This window comes from Burkholderiaceae bacterium DAT-1 (genome assembly GCA_019084025.1).
Lineage (GTDB): Bacteria > Pseudomonadota > Gammaproteobacteria > Burkholderiales > Chitinimonadaceae > DAT-1.
Genome location: JAHRBI010000003.1, coordinates 424,200 through 442,628, shown reverse-complemented (window position 1 = coordinate 442,628; position 18,429 = coordinate 424,200). Strand labels below are relative to the sequence as shown.

Annotated in this window: 12 protein-coding genes; 7 read left to right on the top strand and 5 right to left on the bottom strand. The window is 57.2% G+C overall.

Annotated features, from left to right (window positions below):
• Positions 1-9 precede the first annotated feature (9 nt).
• Genes KSF73_07955 through KSF73_07945 form a run of 3 tightly spaced genes read left to right on the top strand, consistent with a single transcriptional unit; the run spans position 10 to position 7,597 of the window.
• On the top strand, positions 10-3,099 hold the full coding sequence (locus KSF73_07955; GenBank protein MBV1775650.1) for an MdtB/MuxB family multidrug efflux RND transporter permease subunit: 3,090 nt from the start codon (positions 10-12) through the stop codon (positions 3,097-3,099).
• Positions 3,096-6,218: a multidrug efflux RND transporter permease subunit gene (locus tag KSF73_07950; GenBank protein MBV1775649.1), complete on the top strand. Its 3,123-nt coding sequence runs from the start codon at positions 3,096-3,098 to the stop codon at positions 6,216-6,218. The genes KSF73_07955 and KSF73_07950 overlap by 4 nt, the downstream gene beginning before the upstream one ends.
• Entirely contained in the window at positions 6,215-7,597 is a 1,383-nt protein-coding gene (locus tag KSF73_07945; GenBank protein ID MBV1775648.1) for an efflux transporter outer membrane subunit, read from the top strand. The genes KSF73_07950 and KSF73_07945 overlap by 4 nt, the downstream gene beginning before the upstream one ends.
• Here the strand turns inward: KSF73_07945 and KSF73_07940 are convergent.
• The 4 genes from KSF73_07940 to KSF73_07925 all read right to left on the bottom strand — a co-directional run bounded on the left by KSF73_07940 (position 7,557) and on the right by KSF73_07925 (position 13,011).
• Entirely contained in the window at positions 7,557-8,780 is a 1,224-nt protein-coding gene (locus tag KSF73_07940; protein ID MBV1775647.1) for a cytochrome-c peroxidase, read from the bottom strand. The genes KSF73_07945 and KSF73_07940 overlap by 41 nt on opposite strands.
• Positions 8,781-8,880: 100 nt before the next feature.
• Positions 8,881-11,247: a hypothetical protein gene (locus tag KSF73_07935; protein MBV1775646.1), complete on the bottom strand. Its 2,367-nt coding sequence runs from the start codon at positions 11,245-11,247 to the stop codon at positions 8,881-8,883.
• A gap of 263 nt (positions 11,248-11,510) precedes the next feature.
• Entirely contained in the window at positions 11,511-12,140 is a 630-nt protein-coding gene (thiE, locus tag KSF73_07930) for a thiamine phosphate synthase (protein MBV1775645.1), read from the bottom strand.
• Positions 12,133-13,011: a hydroxymethylpyrimidine/phosphomethylpyrimidine kinase gene (locus tag KSF73_07925; protein MBV1775644.1), complete on the bottom strand. Its 879-nt coding sequence runs from the start codon at positions 13,009-13,011 to the stop codon at positions 12,133-12,135. The genes thiE and KSF73_07925 overlap by 8 nt, the downstream gene beginning before the upstream one ends.
• Positions 13,012-13,083: 72 nt before the next feature.
• On the opposite strand from KSF73_07925, the gene KSF73_07920 reads away from it, so the two are divergent.
• The 3 genes from KSF73_07920 to KSF73_07910 all read left to right on the top strand — a co-directional run bounded on the left by KSF73_07920 (position 13,084) and on the right by KSF73_07910 (position 15,008).
• A complete protein-coding gene (locus KSF73_07920; protein ID MBV1775643.1) occupies positions 13,084-13,248 on the top strand; it encodes a rubredoxin in 165 nt (54 codons plus the stop codon).
• Between the two features lie 115 nt (positions 13,249-13,363).
• Positions 13,364-13,774, top strand: coding sequence for a protoporphyrinogen oxidase HemJ (gene hemJ / locus KSF73_07915; protein MBV1775642.1), 411 nt, complete (start codon positions 13,364-13,366; stop codon positions 13,772-13,774).
• A 43-nt stretch (positions 13,775-13,817) separates the two neighbouring features.
• Positions 13,818-15,008, top strand: a complete 1,191-nt coding sequence (locus KSF73_07910) for a hypothetical protein (protein ID MBV1775641.1) — start codon at positions 13,818-13,820, stop codon at positions 15,006-15,008.
• Positions 15,009-15,026: 18 nt separating this feature from the next.
• On the opposite strand, the gene KSF73_07905 is transcribed toward KSF73_07910, so the two are convergent.
• Positions 15,027-17,744 (bottom strand): winged helix-turn-helix domain-containing protein, encoded by a 2,718-nt coding sequence (locus KSF73_07905; GenBank protein MBV1775640.1) that lies wholly within the window; start codon positions 17,742-17,744, stop codon positions 15,027-15,029.
• Positions 17,745-18,072: 328 nt separating this feature from the next.
• On the opposite strand from KSF73_07905, the gene KSF73_07900 reads away from it, so the two are divergent.
• Positions 18,073-18,303 carry a hypothetical protein gene (locus tag KSF73_07900; GenBank protein ID MBV1775639.1) on the top strand — a complete coding sequence of 77 codons (231 nt, stop codon included), beginning with the start codon at positions 18,073-18,075 and terminating at the stop codon, positions 18,301-18,303.
• Positions 18,304-18,429 lie beyond the last annotated feature (126 nt).

The following is an 18,429-nucleotide window of genomic DNA, read 5'->3' as shown; positions in this document are numbered from 1 at the left end:
GGACTGCACATGAATCCGTCTCGTCTGTTTATCCTGCGACCGGTCGCCACGTCCCTGCTGATGCTGGCCATCATGCTGGTGGGGCTGGTGGCCTATCGCCTGCTGCCCATTTCAGCGCTACCACAGGTCGATTATCCCACCATTCAGGTGGTGACCCTATATCCGGGCGCTGGCCCGGAAGTCACCACGTCCAGCATCACTGCGCCGCTGGAGCGCCAGTTCGGGCAGATGCCGGGACTCACGCAGATGTCGTCCAATAGCTCGGGTGGCGCATCAGTCATTACCCTGCAGTTCGGGCTGGATATCAGCCTCGATGTAGCCGAACAGCAGGTTCAGGCGGCCATCAATGCCGCCGCCAATCTGTTGCCCAATGATCTGCCTTCGCCGCCGATCTATTCCAAAGTGAATCCGGCCGATACGCCAATCATGACGCTGGCCGTGACCTCGCGCACCCTGCCGATGACCAAGGTACAGGATCTGGTCGATACGCGACTGGCGCAGAAGGTCTCGCAGGTACCGGGCGTGGGCTTGGTGACCCTATCCGGTGGACAACGTCCGGCTGTACGCATTCAGGCCAATCCGGTGCAGCTGGCTGCACATGGGCTCAACATCGACGATGTGCGCTCGGTGATTGCTGCGGCCAATGTCAATACACCTAAAGGCAGTTTTGATGGCCCGTTACGCGCGTCCACCCTGGATGCCAATGACCAGCTCAAGAGCGCGGCCCAGTATCGCTCGCTGATTCTCGCCTACAAGAACGGTGCACCGATTCGCCTCTCGGACGTAGCCGAGATTGTGGATGGCGCTGAAAATAGCCAGCTCGCCGCCTGGAGCAATGAATCGCCCGCCATTATCGTCAACATCCAGCGTCAGCCCGGTGCCAATGTGATTGAGGTGGTGAACCGTATCCAAAAGCTGATGCCGGTGCTGACCGCCACCATGCCGGGTGCAGTGGAGATTCAGGTGCTGTCCGATCGCACCACCACCATCCGCGCCTCCATCGAAGATGTGCAATTCGAGCTGATGCTGGCCGTGGCGCTGGTGGTGATGGTGATCTTCCTGTTCCTGCGCAATGTGTCCGCCACCATTATTCCGTCGGTGGCAGTGCCGCTATCGCTGATCGGCACCTTCGCCGTGATGTATCTGGCCGGATTCTCCATCAACAATCTCACCCTGATGGCGCTGACCATCGCTACCGGCTTTGTGGTGGATGACGCGATTGTGATGATCGAGAACATCGCGCGTTACATCGAAGAAGGCGACAGTCCGCTGGAGGCTGCACTGAAGGGTTCCAAGCAGATCGGCTTCACCATCATCTCGCTGACCTTTTCGCTGATTGCAGTGCTGATTCCGCTCTTGTTCATGCCGGATGTGGTGGGTCGCCTGTTCCGCGAATTTGCCATTACGCTGGCAGTGTCGATCCTGATTTCCGCCGTGGTGTCGCTGACGCTGACGCCGATGATGTGCGCGAAGTTGCTCAAGCATGTGCCGGAAGCACAGCAAGGCCGCTTCTATCACAGTGTCGGTGCTTTCTTCGACCGCGTGATCGCTGCATATGGCCGTACCTTGCAAGTGGTCTTGCGTCATCAGCGCACCACCCTGATGGTGGCGCTTGGTACGCTGGTACTGACGGGTGTGCTGTACGTGTTTATCCCCAAAGGATTTTTTCCGGTGCAGGATACCGGGATGATTCAGGGGATTTCCGAGGCCGACCAGTCGATCTCCTTTGCCGCCATGGCCGAACGCCAGACCGCGCTGCAAAAGGTCATCCTGCAGGATCCGGCAGTGGAAAGCCTATCGTCCTTTATCGGTGTGGACGGGGTAAACAGCACGCTCAATAGCGGCCGCATCATGATCAATCTGAAGCCCTTCGAGCATCGCAGCGAGCATGCCACAGTGGTCATTCGCCGCCTGCAAACCGCGCAGGCCAGCGTGCCCGGCATCACGCTCTATATGCAGCCAGTACAGGATCTGACTATTGAAGACCGCGTCAGTCGCACCCAGTATCAGTTCACCATCCAGACTGCCAGCCCGGAAGAACTGAGCACCTGGAACGCCAAACTGCTGCAGGTGCTACGCAGCAAGCCGCAATTGGCAGACGTCGCCAGTGATCTGCAGGACAAGGGATTGCAGGCCTATGTCGATATCGACCGCGAATCGGCATCACGCCACGGAATCACTTTGGCCGCCATCGACAACGCCCTCTATTCGGCATACGGCCAGCGGCTGATTTCCACCATTTTCACGCAATCCAATCAGTATCGCGTAGTGCTGGAAACAGGCAATGACTTCAAGAATGGTCCGTCCGCCTTGAATCAGCTGTATGTGACCGGCACCGGTGGCGCGCAGGTGCCGCTGGGCAGCATCGCCCGTATTGTGGAAAAGCCTGCACAGCTGGCGATCAGCCATCAGGGACAGTTCCCTTCAGCCAACTTCTCTTTCAATCTGGCACAAGGGGTTTCACTCGGCGAAGCGGTGGCCGCCATTGAAGCCGCCGAGCAGGAAATCGGCGTGCCTGCATCTATCCAGACCACCTTTCAGGGTGCAGCATCGGCCTTCCGGGCATCACTATCGAACCAGCTGTGGCTGATTCTGGCGGCCGTGGTAACGATGTATATCGTGCTGGGCGTGCTCTATGAGAGCTATATTCATCCGGTGACGATTCTGTCGACCTTGCCATCGGCGGGTGTGGGTGCGCTGCTGGCGCTGTCGCTTGCGGGCAGCGATCTCTCGGTGATTGCAATTATCGGGATTGTGCTGCTGATCGGCATCGTAAAGAAGAACGCCATCATGATGATCGACTTTGCGCTGGAAGCCGAACGCGATCACGGCATGACGCCGGACGAGGCGATCTATCAGGCCTGCCTACTGCGCTTCCGCCCGATTCTGATGACCACGATGGCGGCCTTGCTGGGTGCGTTGCCGCTGATGCTGGGCACAGGCTCGGGCAGCGAACTTCGCCATCCGCTGGGCATCACCATGGTCGGTGGCCTGATGGTGTCGCAGGTGCTGACCCTGTACACCACGCCGGTGATTTATCTGGCCTTTGTGCGACTGGCACAGCGCCTCAAGTCCGGTCAGGCAGGTGAGGCAGCATGAGCTTTTCCACAACCTTCATCAAGCGGCCGGTCGCCACGACGCTGCTCACAGCCGGAGCAGTGCTGGCCGGCGCGCTGGCCTTCATGCTGATGCCGGTGGCGCCCCTGCCGCAGGTGGATGCACCCACGATTAATGTCAGCGCCCGATTGCCCGGTGCCTCGCCGGAGACGATGGCCACCACGGTGGCCACGCCGCTGGAGCGCTCGCTGGGCCGCATTGCCGGCATTACCGAGATGAGCTCGCAAAGCTCGCTGGGCTCAACCAATATCACCCTGCAATTCGATATCAGCCGCGACATCAATGGTGCAGCGCGCGATGTGCAATCGGCCATCAACGCCGCCCGCGCCATGTTGCCCACCGGCATGCCGAGCAATCCGAACTATCGCAAGGTAAATCCGGCTGATTCGCCCATCATGATTCTGTCGCTGACGTCGAAAACCATGACACAGGGACAGCGCTACGATGCAGCCTCCACCATTCTGGCGCAAAAGCTGGCGCAGATTGAAGGCATCGGCAGTGTGATTGTGGGCGGTAGCTCCTTGCCCGGCGTACGCGTGGAGCTCAATCCGCGCCAGCTGTCGCACTACGGCATCGGCATGGAAACCGTGCGTACAGCGATTGCCTCATTTAATGCCAATCGCCCCAAGGGATTCGTGGACGCGGATACGCATCGCTGGCAGATTCAGGCCAATGATCAGGCACGCAAGGCGGCGGACTATCTGCCGCTGATTATCAGCTATAAAAATGGCGCCGCGATCCGCCTGCAGGACGTGGCAACAGTAGAGGATTCCATCGAAGACCTGCGCAATACCGGCATGAAGGACGGCGAACCTGCGGTGCTGGTCATGATGTTCCGTCAGCCGGGCGCCAATATCATTGCCACGGTCGATCGCGTCTATGCCATGTTGCCGCAGCTGCGCGCCTCCATTCCAGCCGCCATCGACCTGAATGTACCGATGGATCGCTCGCCCACCATCCGCGCTTCGCTGCGCGATGTGGAGCGCACGCTGGTGATTTCGGTGGCACTGGTGACGCTGGTGGTGTTTCTGTTTCTACGCAATCTGCGCGCCACCGCCATTCCCACAATTGCCGTCCCCGTATCACTGGTGGCCACCTTCGGCATCATGTATCTGGCCGGATTCAGCCTGAATAATCTATCGCTGATGGCGCTGACCATCGCCACCGGCTTTGTGGTGGATGATGCCATCGTGGTGATGGAAAACATCATGCGCCATGTAGAAAGCGGCATGAAGCCGTTTCAGGCAGCGCTGCGCGGCGCACGGGAAGTCGGCTTTACCGTGCTGTCGATGAGCATTTCCCTGATCGCAGTCTTTATTCCGATCCTGGGCATGGGTGGCTTCCTCGGGCGCATGTTCCGCGAATTTGCCGTCACCCTCAGCGTGGCCATCCTGATCTCGCTGGTGGTGTCGCTGACCCTGACACCCATGATGTGCGCGCGCATGATCAAGGCCGCGCCACCCGGCGAGTCACATGGACGACTGTTCAGATGGTCGGAGCGCGGATTCGACTGGCTTTTGTCCGGCTACCAGCGCTCGCTGAGCTGGGCACTGGCGCATAGCCGCGTGATGCTGGTGATCCTCGCGGCCACCATCGGCCTGAATGTCTATCTGTACGGGCTGGTGCCGAAAGGCTTCTTCCCGACGCAGGATACCGGCCGCATTGCCGGCTTTATTCAGGCCGATCAGAGCATCAGCTTTCAGGCGATGTCGGAGAAGTTGTCTACCCTCATGCGCATTGTGAAATCTGATCCGGCCGTGGAAACGGTGGTCGGCTTCACCGGCGGCGGGCAACGCAATGGCGGGCAGATGTTTGTGTCGCTAAAGCCGATTGAAGTGCGCAAAGCGAGTGCCGAAGAGATTGTGAACCGGCTGCGCAAAAAGCTGACTCATGTCCCCGGCGCACAGCTATTCCTGCAACCGGTTCAGGATATCCGTCTGGGCGGACGCCAGTCCAATGCTGCCTACCAGTTCACGATTCAGGCCGATAGTCTGGCCGAGCTGCGCGAATGGTCGCCTAAGATTCTCAAGGCGCTGCAAGGCGTAAAACTACTGACCGATGTGAATACCGACCAGCAGGAAAAAGGTGAACAGACCACGCTGGTGGTCGACCGCGACCAGATTGGCCGCTTGGGGCTGACCATGGCGCAGATTGATGCTGTGCTCAACAATGCGTTCGGGCAGCGGCAGGTATCGACCATCTACAATCCGCTTAATCAGTACCATGTGGTCATGGAAGCCGCGCCTGCGTTCTGGCAAAGCCCGGAAGGGCTACGCGATATCACTCTGATCAATGCGGCTGGCAAGCAGATCCCGCTCTCGGCCATTGCCCGCTGGGAACCCACCAAGACGGCACTGGCGGTGAATCATCAGGGACAGTTTGCGGCTACCACCATTTCCTATGGCTTGCCACCGGGGGTGTCGATGTCACAGGCGGCAGCGGCCATCGACGAAGCCATGCGCACGCTGAATCCACCGTCTACCGTACGCGGGTCATTCCAGGGCACGGCCAAGGCGTTTCAGGATTCACTGGCCTCCATGCCTTTACTGGTGCTGGCGGCGATTGTGGCGGTGTATCTGGTACTGGGCATCCTGTACGAGAGCTATATCCACCCGATCACGATTCTGTCCACTTTACCCTCGGCAGGCGTAGGGGCAGTGGCTGCACTTATCTTGTGTGATCACGAATTCAATATCATCGCGATGATTGGCGTATTGCTGCTGATCGGCATCGTCAAGAAAAACGCCATCATGATGATCGACTTTGCGCTGGAAGCTGAACGCACCGAAGGCCTGTCGACCAGAGATGCCATCTTTAAGGCCTGCCTGCTGCGCTTTCGCCCCATCATGATGACCACACTGGCAGCCGCACTCGGCGCGGTGCCCATGGCAATCGGCACCGGCAACGGCGCCGAACTGCGCCAGCCGCTGGGTATCGCCATTGTGGGCGGCCTGATCCTCAGCCAGATCCTGACACTGTACACCACGCCTGTGGTCTACCTCTATCTAGACCGGTTCAGCCACTGGTGGCGAACCCGTATCCTCAAGCAAGCAGCTCACACAACACAGCCTGCCTTGCCAGAAAACGGACATTCTCTATGAAATCGACTGCCACCCAGCCAATCAAACTGTCTGTGATCGCGCTGTCAGTCTTGCTGGCCGCCTGTGCTGCCGGGCCAGATTACACGCGCCCGGCAATTGAGACCCCTGCGGCCTATAGCGAAGCAGGCGACTGGCTGCCCGCCAATCCATCCGACGCCGTTCCACGTGGAACATGGTGGAGTGCCTTCAACGACGCCACGCTGAATCAGCTGATGGATCAGCTCAACCAGCACAATCCATCCATCGAAGCCGCAGAAGCAGGGTACCGGCAGGCACAGGCTGCGCTGGACGGTGCCCGCGCCGCCTTCTGGCCAACCATCGGGATATCAGCAGGCGAGCAGCGCGGCAAGAGCAACCCCGCCGCCGCAGTCAGCACGACAGATAGCCTGCAACTACAGGCCAGCTGGGCACCCGATTTGTGGGGCAAGGTGCGCCGCAGCAGCGAGTCCGGTCAAGCGCTCGCCGACGCAAGTGCATCCACACTCGCCGCCACCCGACTCAGTACGCAAGCCACCCTGGCGCAAACCTATTTCAGTACCCGCGTGGCTGACAAGCAGGCTGCCCTGCTACAGGACGCCGTCAGCGAATACGAACGCGCCCTGAAGCTCACCCAGAATCAGTTCAAGGTTGGCACCGTGACCGAGGTCGATGTGCTACAGGCGCGCACCCAGCTCGACAGCACCCGTGCTGCCTTGTCCGATATCGACATCACCCGCGCCCAATTGCGCCATGCGCTGGCCGTGCTGGTCGGGAAGACACCTGCTGCATTTGCTTTGCAGGCAGGGGAACTGACCAACAGTGCAGCCATCCCCACCGTGGGCATCCCGTCCACCTTGCTGGAGCGCCGCCCTGATATCGCTGCAGCCGAACGCAAGGTCGCCAGCCTGAATGCACAAATCGGTGTTAGCAAAGCCGCCTGGTTCCCCAGCCTGACGCTGGGTGCAAGCACTGGTTATAGCGCATCCACCTTCAGCCATCTGATCAGCGCACCGAATCGCATCTGGTCATTCGGGCCGCAGCTGGCAGAGGCACTGTTTGATGGTGGCAATCGCAAGGCACAAACCGCCGCCGCACGGGCTGCCTACGACGCCGGTGTCGCCAGCTACAAATCCACCGTGCTGAATGCCTTCCGCGAAGTTGAAGATAATCTGGTGGCACTACGCAAGCTGGATGAGGAAATCCGCCAGCAGCAATCCGCCGTGGACGCCGCCCGCAAGACCGCAACCATTGTCATGAATCAGTACAAGGTTGGCACAGTCAGCTATCTCAATGTGGTTACCGCCCAGACTGCGCGACTCAGCGCCGAGCGCAGCCTGATGCAGCTTCATGGCAGGCAACTTAATGCACGGGTCGGGCTGGTGACGTCGCTGGGGGGCTAACAGCACGTACATCCGCATCCACCAGCGTCTCGATAAACGCCTTCAGATCCGCGATTTCCTGTGTATCCAACACCGGACGATCGCCCTGCTGGCGGTCAAATGGCGGAGTGTGGGTGTCGACATGTTTGCGCAGGCTGGCAGGCAGATCATTAAAGCGATCGACCTTACCCGCCTTGCGCGGATACCAGCGATCAGGGTCCGTATCGCGCGTGGCGTAAAATGCCAGTACATCATCGAGCGAATGCAACGCACCGTTATGAAAGAACACTCCGCGTGCGGCGACATTGCGCAAGGTTGGGGTTTTGAACATGCCACACAGATCGGGCCGATCCTTCACCCATTGATCCTGCCGCATCGGACCGCATAAGCCCATATCAAAGTACGCTGCGTCCTGATTGGCCGGAATGGCTGCATTGCGTGGCACACCCAGCGCATTAAAAGCGAAATTGGTGAAATCGGGATGACGTCCGCCCGGACCGGTCACAGCGGTATGGCAATCAGCGCAATTCCCCTTATTCGGGTCGAAAAACAGCTTCATGCCGCGACCTTCGGCCTCGGTCAGCACAGCAGCCTTGTTCAGTACACGATCATATTTACTGCTGTAGGGATGAAAACTCTGGTCTTCCAGCTGGAACACTTGCAGCGCATGGGTCAGCTGCGTGAATGCTGTGGCGACATCATCTAGCGATTGATCGCCATGCACCTTTTTGAACACGCCAGCGCTAGGCGAGGCACGCAGCCGTTCTATCACTGCCTCTGGCGAGGCATTGGCCATTTCCTTTGAATCAAGCAGGGGAATCGCCGCCTGATCGGCCAGCGTCGCCGCTCGTCCATCCTGCGTAAAGCCCCCGGCCGGGCCGGCATCTTCCATCTCACCGCCCTTGGGCAGATAGGCATGCAGGGAAAACAGCGGGGTGTATTGCTTGTAGCGCAGTGAAGGCACCGCACGCCCACCCATCAGATTCATCGCCTCACCACCGAGTCGGACCGACGCCCCATCCGGGGGACCATAGGCATGCGCCGGATCGTGGCAGCTTGCGCACGCCAGCTTGCCCGAGGCGGACAGCAGCGTATCGAAAAACAGGATTTTGCCCAGCTCGGCCTCGGCGCTCAGGCGAGGCTGTTCTGGTGTCACAGGCGCATCAGAACGGCCACATCCGGCCAGCAGCGCGGCAGATAGCATCCCAACCAGCGCAGTAAAAGCATACTTCATTGCAGATCCATCAATTAAAAGGCCCCGGCGCAATCCTGCACCGAGGCCGTGTACCACTCAATCCATTACATCAGAATGCAAACATTGTGGTCAGATCGCCAATGGCGCGATTCACCGGGCGATACAGATTTGTCGGCAACGCCACCGGGTTTGGCAGATTGTCGCGGCTGCGCGGTGACAGCGGCGGCAGACGCCAGTTGCGCTCGATAAACTTCAGCACAGAAGAATGATCGTGGTAGACGTGGTCCACATGACCCTTGCGGGCATATTGCGACACCACAATCATTGGAATGCGCGGACCATCGCCGAAGAAATCGATGTTCTGGATATAGCCGCTATCAAAATGGCCACCGCCTTCATCCGTGGTGATCAGCACAGCCGTATGTGCGGCCAGCTTGGGATTGGCCTGAAGCTGTTTCAGGATGCCACCGACAAACTGCTCGTATGCAGCCACAATTGAATAGCCCGGATGACCACTGTTCAGATTCTTCGGCACGACGTAGGACACTGCTGGCAGCGTCCCCTTGGCGATATCATTAGACAGGGTAGTCAGACCGGCCAGATTGGCCTTCAGGGCCGGATTGGTCATGACGTTCTTTGACGCGGTCAGCGGATCGCCCAGATTGTTGTACTGTGCAGCCTGAGCAACAGCCACCGGCACACCGAAGGCCGCAGCATCATCCGACACATCAGCGGCATCACGAGCGCCCGTGTACCACTTCCAGCTGATACCCTTGGCGGCCAGTGCTTCGGCAATGGTCGGCACGGTTTGCGGCGGATAGTTGTAGTTGTTCGGGCCAATCGGCTGCAGATTTCCGGCCATGTCGTAACCCGGATTGTAGTTGTTCACCAGATAGTACTTGTCAGGTTCACAGTTAGACGGATTGCCCTTCATGAACACGTGCTTCTGGATTTCACCCACACCCGGCTGGCTGGCGTCGGCGCATTTCACATACGAACCACCCGAGTAACCATCGCGCTTGTAGAAGTTCTGGGTACCCGGTACCGGATCAGGATTTTCGATCTGATTTTCCGGCGGCTTCGCCACTACGCCATTCTCGTTGTAGTACGGCAGATCACCTGTCGCGATCGAGAAGAAGTTCATGCCGGTCCCCCCCATCACCCACTGGTGATGGTTGTCGCTGATGGCGTATTGCTGAGCCAGCGACTTGAAGAAAGCAGCATCGCCACCGGCCATATTCACAAAGCCCATCAGCTCGCCACCCTGACCCGGATTGGACGCGGTAATGCCGACTGTATCCCCGCCCTGACCGACCGTCACCGCAGGCCAGACGAACATGTCCAGCTTGGCATTGTCACCACCTGTCTGCTGCCACATCTGGAAGAAGCGGTGCACCGGATCGCCGGTTTCGGAGGCAAATGGGGAGCCCGACACATACGGCACATACTTGCTGATCGGGAAGGGACCTGCCTGCATGGAGGTCGGGAAGCGTGGGTCGGCCACGCCACCTGCGGTACACAATACCTGCGTGCACGGCTGCACAATCCCAATCTGCAGCGGCTGCGGCAGCGTTGCGTACACAGAGCCGCGACGCGGATTGATAGTATAGGCCGAAGCGGGTACACCCTGATTCTGGGCAGCCAATGCATAGTTTGCGCCTGGCGAGCCATCTGCATTCACAATACCCTGCGACAGCAGATTATTGACAGTCTGACCCGTACCCGGCTGATAAGTACCAAATAGGCCGTCAAACGTTTGATTTTCGCCGACAATCACAATCACATTGGTGATCGGGGTCGAGGTGCCACCCGCCAGCATGGTCTGGACAGACTTCACGGCAGCAGGCGTAATCACCGAGGGATTATCCACCGCACCGGCAGCTGGCACCTTCACCACGACGCGATCTGCATCCATCCCCACCACCAGCGTACCGGCAGCCACGTTGATGCGCGACACATCGATCAGATTATCCAGTGCATCCGCGGATGGATTCGCCACCATGGAGGCGCTGATCGGATTCCCTTGTGCTGCCGGCACATTCAGACCGGTCAACAAAGGCTGCAGCGGCGTCATCACCGCGCTGGTTGCGCTGGCAATGGCTGTATCGGTGATGCCATTGGCCGACACTGCACCAGTAATGGCCTTGCCCACCACACGCTGGGTAATCAGAGAAGTCAGCGGATTCAGATTGGCGTGCAGCTGACCACTGCCATTTACCACCGACGACAGCGTGCCGGGATGACCGTCCACTTCAGTAAAGGCCGCCGTCAGCACAAACGGTGCCTGCATGCCCGACACATCCACCTTGAATGCGCCTGTCGCATCCGTTATCACAGGCTTGCTGCTGGTGCCATTGGCATCGGTGACAATAACCGATGTCCCCGCAACAGGCATGCCGCTCGACGCAATACCGGAGATCACAATGGAGCCACTCGGTGCATCGCCCGAGGAGCCGGAACAGGCCATCAAGGCCATGGCTGTAGCGCATGACAGCGCCAGAGTACGCAGTTGGATAGGCATATTCATGTCATCTTGTCTCTTGATGCGCCGCTTTTAATGAACGCGGGTCATCTTGGGGATAGGGAAGCCTACTATCCCAGCACTAGAAGAAATCTGTATGACAGTGCGACGAATAACGAGCGATTGCTTGGTAAATGTGGCGGATTTGTAACAAGCGGACTACAGAAACACGACAAGTACTATGGCGATTTAGCCTGACAGTCCGAAGAACACGCCGTCTACGCGGCAAATGCGCAAGTTGTTGCAGCCAGATCCTTTGCTTCGAACAAGGCCGAAATCACGGCTACCAGATCAGCCCCAGCCGCCCGAACCTTCGCTGAGTTCTCGGGCTGTATTCCACCAATCCCTACAATCGGACAAGCAAATTGCTTGCGCGCATGAGCCAGAATGTCGAGCGAAGCTGCGCGCGCCTGAGGTTTGGTAGCAGAAGGGAAAATGGCACCGAACGCGATATGGTCGGCACCCGCTGCCAGCGCGGACGCAGCAATCCACAAGTCGTTGTAACAGGACGCGCCCAGTAAACGATACGGCCCGATCACCGCCCGTGCAGCCGCCAGATCGCCATCGTCGCCCCCCAGATGCACGCCATCGGCATCGACTGCCAGCGCGAGATCCACATGATCATTGATGATCAACGGACAGTTGAACCGATAGCACACCGCTCGCAAGGCAGATGCCTGAAGCATCCTCAAGTCTGCATCCGCAGCCTTATTGCGATACTGCAAAACAGATGCACCATTGGCCAGCACGATTTCCACAGCCGCAAGCAGACGCACCGTATCTGTCCAGTCCGGTGTGATGGCATACAGCCCCGGTCGTAAACGGGGGCGAATGCTGCGTTCAGTCATCCTGAGCGATATCATTGCGATCATCGCTTTCGGCTGCGAGCGCTTCTTCTGCGGCTGCCTCCTGTGCCGCGCGCACAAAAAACACGCGGTCAGGAATATGTTGCCCCATGCCCGGACGGAAGCCTGTTTCCAGCGTGCGATAGGTAAAGACCTGCGCCTCATGCACTGCATCGGAAATCGGATAGCCGTGAGCAATATAGGCGGCAATCGCCGATGCCAGCGTGCAGCCAGAACCGTGATAGCTATGAGGTAACCGATCCCAGTGATCTACGCGAACGCGACCGCTGCGATTGAACAGCGCATTGCTCACCTGCTGGGTGTTTTCATGGGTACCGGTGACTAGTACATATTCCGGCCCCAGCTGACGCAGGCGCAGGGCGCATTCATCAATCGTCAGAGACTCATGCTCGTCCGGATCATCGCTGGACAGGCGGCGCGCCTCAATACTATTGGGTGTCAGCACAGTGGTGTGCGGCAGCAACAGTTCGCGCATCGCGCCGATGAGGTCATCCGTTGCAAATTCATCACCACCGCCAGTCGCCAATACCGGATCAATGATCACCGGCACATCGGGATAATCTGCAGCAATCTCGGCAATGACGGTCAGCGTCTCGACGCTACCGATCACCCCGACCTTGATCGCGGCTACCGGCATATCTTCGAGCACCAGCCGCGCCTGATCGGCCACCAGATCGGCATCCACCGCCGTAAACTCTGCCATGCCCGCCGTATCCTGCACGGTAATAGCAGTCACCACTGGCAGGGCATGGCAGCCCAGCACACTGAGGGTCAGAATATCGGCGGACAGTCCGGCACCACCGGAAGGATCATTGCCGGCAAACACCAGCACTATGGGAGGAACTGAATTCATGAGGCGAATACTAAGGCGGTTTGCCGTGATTGGGTTAAAATTTTAACTCATCCCACGCTAGCTGGTCTCACCATGAAGAAATACATGTGCCTGATTTGTGCCTTTGTCTACGACGAGGCCCTTGGTCGTCCAGAGGACGGCATCCCCCCCGGAACCAAATGGGAAGACGTTCCCATGAACTGGACCTGCCCGGATTGCGGGGCGCGTAAGGAAGACTTCGAGATGACCGAAATCTAATCATCGGCAGTCAGGCGCGCACGACGCGCCTTTTTTCCGCCTGCTTCACGCCACCTGATAAAACTGACAGATGACCCACGCGAAACAGCGTGCGCATCATAAGAGGGAGTTCCCCATGCTGTGGGTAAAAGCATTTCATATCATTTTCGTGATCAGCTGGATGGCGGGTCTGTTCTATCTGCCTCGCCTGTTTGTAAATCATGCCACGGCAGAGGATCAGGCTACCCGCGAGCGGCTGAAACTGATGGAGCGCAAGCTATACCGGTTTACCTTTGGTTTGGGTCTCTTGGCGATGGGGTTTGGCCTCTGGCTCATGATCGGCTGGCATTTTACGGGGGGGTGGCTGCATGCAAAGACTTCTTTGGTCATGCTGTTGCTTGCCTACCAGATGTGGTGCGGAAAATTCGTTCGTGAGTTTGCCCGCGATGAAAACACCCGCTCGCACGTGTGGTACCGCTGGTTCAACGAAATCCCGACATTGCTGATGTTCGCAATTGTGATACTGGTCGTTGTAAAACCGTTTTAATCAAAACAACAGGGCCGGCTAAAAAACGAGGGGGAGGAAACCCATGTCTGACTCAGTGTTAAGCAGCCCGATACCGCCAGAAGAGCCCCGGTTCACGCGAGCATTGCGGTTGCTTGTGCGGATCGTGCTCACCATCATTGGGATGCTTGCACTGTTGTGGGCCACCTTCAAGTGGGTGAACCGCCACGATCAGCCGCTCACTCCTGACTCACAGGCCTGGCTCACGCCCCCCGCCGCACCCGCCAGCAATGGTTTCAATGCATTTTATGCGCTCACCTTGAAAACCAATGAGTTGCAGGCAACAGGCGATCGCATTGCGGCAAAACTGATGGCACTCCCACCACTAGAACGGGATGCACGGTTTGATGCCATTTTGAAGGCCGAAGGTCAAACCATCCCGCTGTCAGAGGTCGATCAGGTTTGCAAATCCAAAACTGCAAACTGCCTCGATGATATCCGCGCGCACAACGATACATTGAATGCCAGCATGGCCGCCAATGCTGAATTACTTGATCGATATCGTCGTGTTGTCGCGACGCGAGACTCGGTGTACACGGGCAATATGGGCTTAATGAGCTTTAGCCTTGTCAATGGCCTCGTTTCACTAAACATGGCCGATGCGCTATTCAAACTGAAAGCGAAGGACTTGAGCGGACTGGATCATGTCCTGAACAGCCAGCGCTTCTGGATGCGCGCCTCGCTTGCACCCGACAGTGTGATGGCGGAAGTCATCATGCAGGCCAATCTGAAACGGCATATCAAATTCATCAATGCACTGCTGGATGAGCAGCCAGCACTGGGCCCACACGTGCGCACCATGCTGATGCCAACACTCACCGAGTGGCAGGCACAACCCGATACCGTCACCTGGACGCATATGCTGCAGGGTGAATTCCGCTTTGTCGCAAGCATGCTAGACAGCGTACGCAAGGCTCCACCGCAAACTGACGATGATTGCGATTCCGGCTCAGCCTGTGCCCGATTCGATCACTGGCTCAGCAAGCAAGCCTTGCAGCGCAATGACACGTTGAACATCATGCAGACGTATTACGCCCGAGCAGCCGCGACTGGCGCGTTTCCCAAAGAGTCGAGCTGCGATTCTGCATTCAGCCTGTATAACCCGGCCGGGCATATCATGGCCTGCCAATCGTTTGTGGATGGAGGCGATTCGGTTTACTTCAAAACTTTGCGCCCCGAAATCGCTGCACTGGCAAATCGACTTGCCCCCGCCTAAACGGCGAGGGCTGATAGATCAGTGCGCTGCCTTGGCGAGCAGCACCCTGATTTCCTCATGTGCGGTTTTGTTGTCAGGATCTTGCTTCTGATAGAGTGAGAGGGCGCGCTCAAGTGTTGCGCGGGCTCTGCTGTCATGCTTGAGCAACCAGTAACGGCCCCATGTCATCTGCAGACGTGCTTCCCAAGCGGGATCCACTTCAAAGCGGTTTAATTCTTCAATATCCAGATGCTGTAGATGTTTTGCTTGATCCGCGACCTGATTAGCACGCAATGCTAGGTCAATCGCATAGAACCGCAAATACCGTAAACGCGGCAGGCCTTCTTCACCAGATTTTGCGGCAAGAGCCAGTAATGACTGCAAGCGATGCGCCGCACCTGCTACATCACCCATAAAACCAATTGAGCGCGCCAGCGTCACCTCGGCATTGATGGTTTCATCCGCAAGCGGCCCCACCATACGACCAAAAATTTCGGCAGCCACACGCAGCTGGGCAGTTGCCTCAGTAAATTTGTCTGCCAGATAGTAAGTTTCACCCAGCGAACGTCGCGCTTGAGCCTCCCAAACCGACCCGGCCGCCTGAACATCCTTCAAACAGGTCAGCGCTTCTTCGATTTCACGAATCGCCTGCTCAAACTTATTCTGTTCGCGCAGCGTTCCAGCATACACAACCTTCAAGTTACAGTAGGTCAGATACTTCTTGCCACGCTTTTGCGCGTACTCGCTCAACAACGTTTTGTATTGCTGCGCAGCACTGTCCACATCGCCTTCGAGCTTCGTGGTTTCGGCAATCGAAGAACGCACCAACCAGATATTGCTGTCTCTGGAGATAGCATTCAGGTCATCAATTTTTTCCAACAACGGCAAGGCGCGTTGATACGCGGTCTTGGCCACACTCCAACGCGCCTCACGTTCGGCAAGCTGGGCTCGGAAGACCCAATACCGAGATGATTCCGTGACTGGCCACTTCTCGATATCACCTCCGGCATTCATCTGGTCGAGCCGCTGACTGGCTTCCTGAATACGTGACAAATTCACCAAATAGCCTACCATCGCCATCTCGATGCGGCGCTCATGCTCGAGATCTCGATTAGCCAACGAACGACTCAGCGCCAACGCTTTTTCACCCTGTGCTGCTGCTTTGTCGAGCAGATCGATATCGCTGAATGCATACGCAAGACTTTCATGCATCAGAAAGCGGATTTCCGGACTATAGCCACGCTCCGGTTTGTCGAGATTTTCGGCAGCCTTTCCCAGTGCCTCCTCGACAGTCACTTTGTAGCGGCCAGCGGTTCCCGGGTTGGCCGCATCCAGAAAATCAATCGACCAGAAAGTGTTCAGCGCCTTGAAATTTGACGACTCGCGCTCCAGCGCCGCCTGACTCTTTGCGAGCCGGTAGTACGCCACCCCGCTCGCGGTCAGCCCGGCTAGCAGGATCACCAGCGAGGCAATTTTCCACGGCCTACGTGCACGCTGCCGGCGTATTACTTCGCGCGCCTCGGCATGTGCAGTCTGTGCGGCAATCCGCTCGGACTGTTCCGTCCGCCGGGTCTCGACCGAACGCAGGCGACGCAGCACACTACCGGCATGATCCAGACGACGAGCAACATCGCCATCCGTACAATCGGCAATATCCTGCCGCAGGATGGCATCTTCAATATCCCGCTCCCAGCCCGTCACCAGCGGCTGCCCTAGTCGCCCGGACAACATCTGATACATGAGCACGCCCAGCGCATACACATCACTGCGCTCACTGGCAGGCACGCCCTGCAGGCATTCAGGCGCAAGGTAGAACATCGAACCGGATTGGGTATCCGTCATGAAATCCTGCGTCTGTCCGCCAGCGACAATCGTCAGATCAAGCGCTGCAAAGATATCCGTATCCAGCGCACGCCCGGATCCGAAATCACACAGACGGACAATCCGTTCACCGTTTTCCTCAAGCACCAGAATATTGCCTGGCTTCACGTCTCTGTGTACAACACCAACCGCATGTGCTTCGGCGACGGCTGCCACAATATCGGATAGCAATGTCAGTCGATCCGCTTCGGACAACGTATCCAGGCAGTGATCCGAATTCAGCCATTGATCCAGCGATACACCACCCCATTCGAACTGAATGTAATTCAGTTGCTCATCAAATCGCCAGTCAATGACATCCAGAAAACGCTGCGGCTCATTGGTACTTTGCTTTAATAAACGCGATAACGTGACTTCACGCTTTAATGCAGCAATCTGAATAGGATCAAATGCAAATTTGAATACCCGGTTTAATCGCGAGCTGCGATGCTGGGCCAGCCACACTTCACTCATATGGCTGCTTGATAATTTTCTTAATAGTGTGAAATGCTCATTACCCGGAACAGGAGTATTTTCGGAGAGATGCAAAAGCTGAACGGCTTGCTGCTGAACCGGAATTTTCTCGACCGGCAGCGTCAGCCGGTACCCCATGCGCGGGATGGATTCAATAAAGCCTGTCAGGCTCGGCCCGAGGGCGTTTCTCAAACGGGTAATGGCAGCTGCCAGTACATTTTCACCTACCAGGCGCCCCTGCCAGACTTCATGCTCCAGGGTTTCCCTGCTCACCAGTTCACCATGGCGGGAGAGCAGTGCGCACAACAGGCGGAGCGACTGCGGCTGCACATCAACCAGCAGCCCGTTCACTGACAGTTCTGCAGTCATTTCATCCAGACAAGCTGGGCCAAACACATATCGATAGCGTATTACGTCAGACATCATAAGACCTTATATATCAATTAAATCAATACCATAGAAATGGTTAGGAAACGGTTAGTCGTGGTGAGGGCTCGTTCGTTGCTGTGCCGCGGCACCTCCTGCAAGATGCCGTCCATCTCACCGCAACACACAGCAGTCGCACGAGATCTGGTAGCCACTGAAATAAACATTGAATGTACTTCATGCAAAACGATAGGCGTTGCCCGACCCATTTCGGCGCGCAGTGTGCATGACAAACGAATCAGATTCAAGGTTTCTTAAATGACATCTGAGTCAGAAACTTAAAGGGAATGAAATGATTACATGCCTTATTCTGGGATATCTTGTATTGGCCATCATCGCCGGCATGGTTGCTTATCACCGCGGTCATGAATTCTGGCCCTGGTTTATTTATTCGCTTGCTTTGCCAATCTGGGCGCATATTCATGCCATCACCAAGCGCGAAAATCAATCCAGGATTTTGCTTCGCCAGGTCAGATTAGGTGCGAAAAATTGCCCTCGGTGTGGCGGACTCGTCTGCATGCCGCATTGTGCGCATCATTATTCATTCAAACATTAAGTTACCCTCTTGCCAGCTCGTACCGACAGAGCCTGATTACTTCCTCCCTGTATTCAGACTCTATCTCTACGGGCTGGTCTTTTTACCCCTGTCGCTTTACCAATACCCCTTCAATTTGGGCTAGAA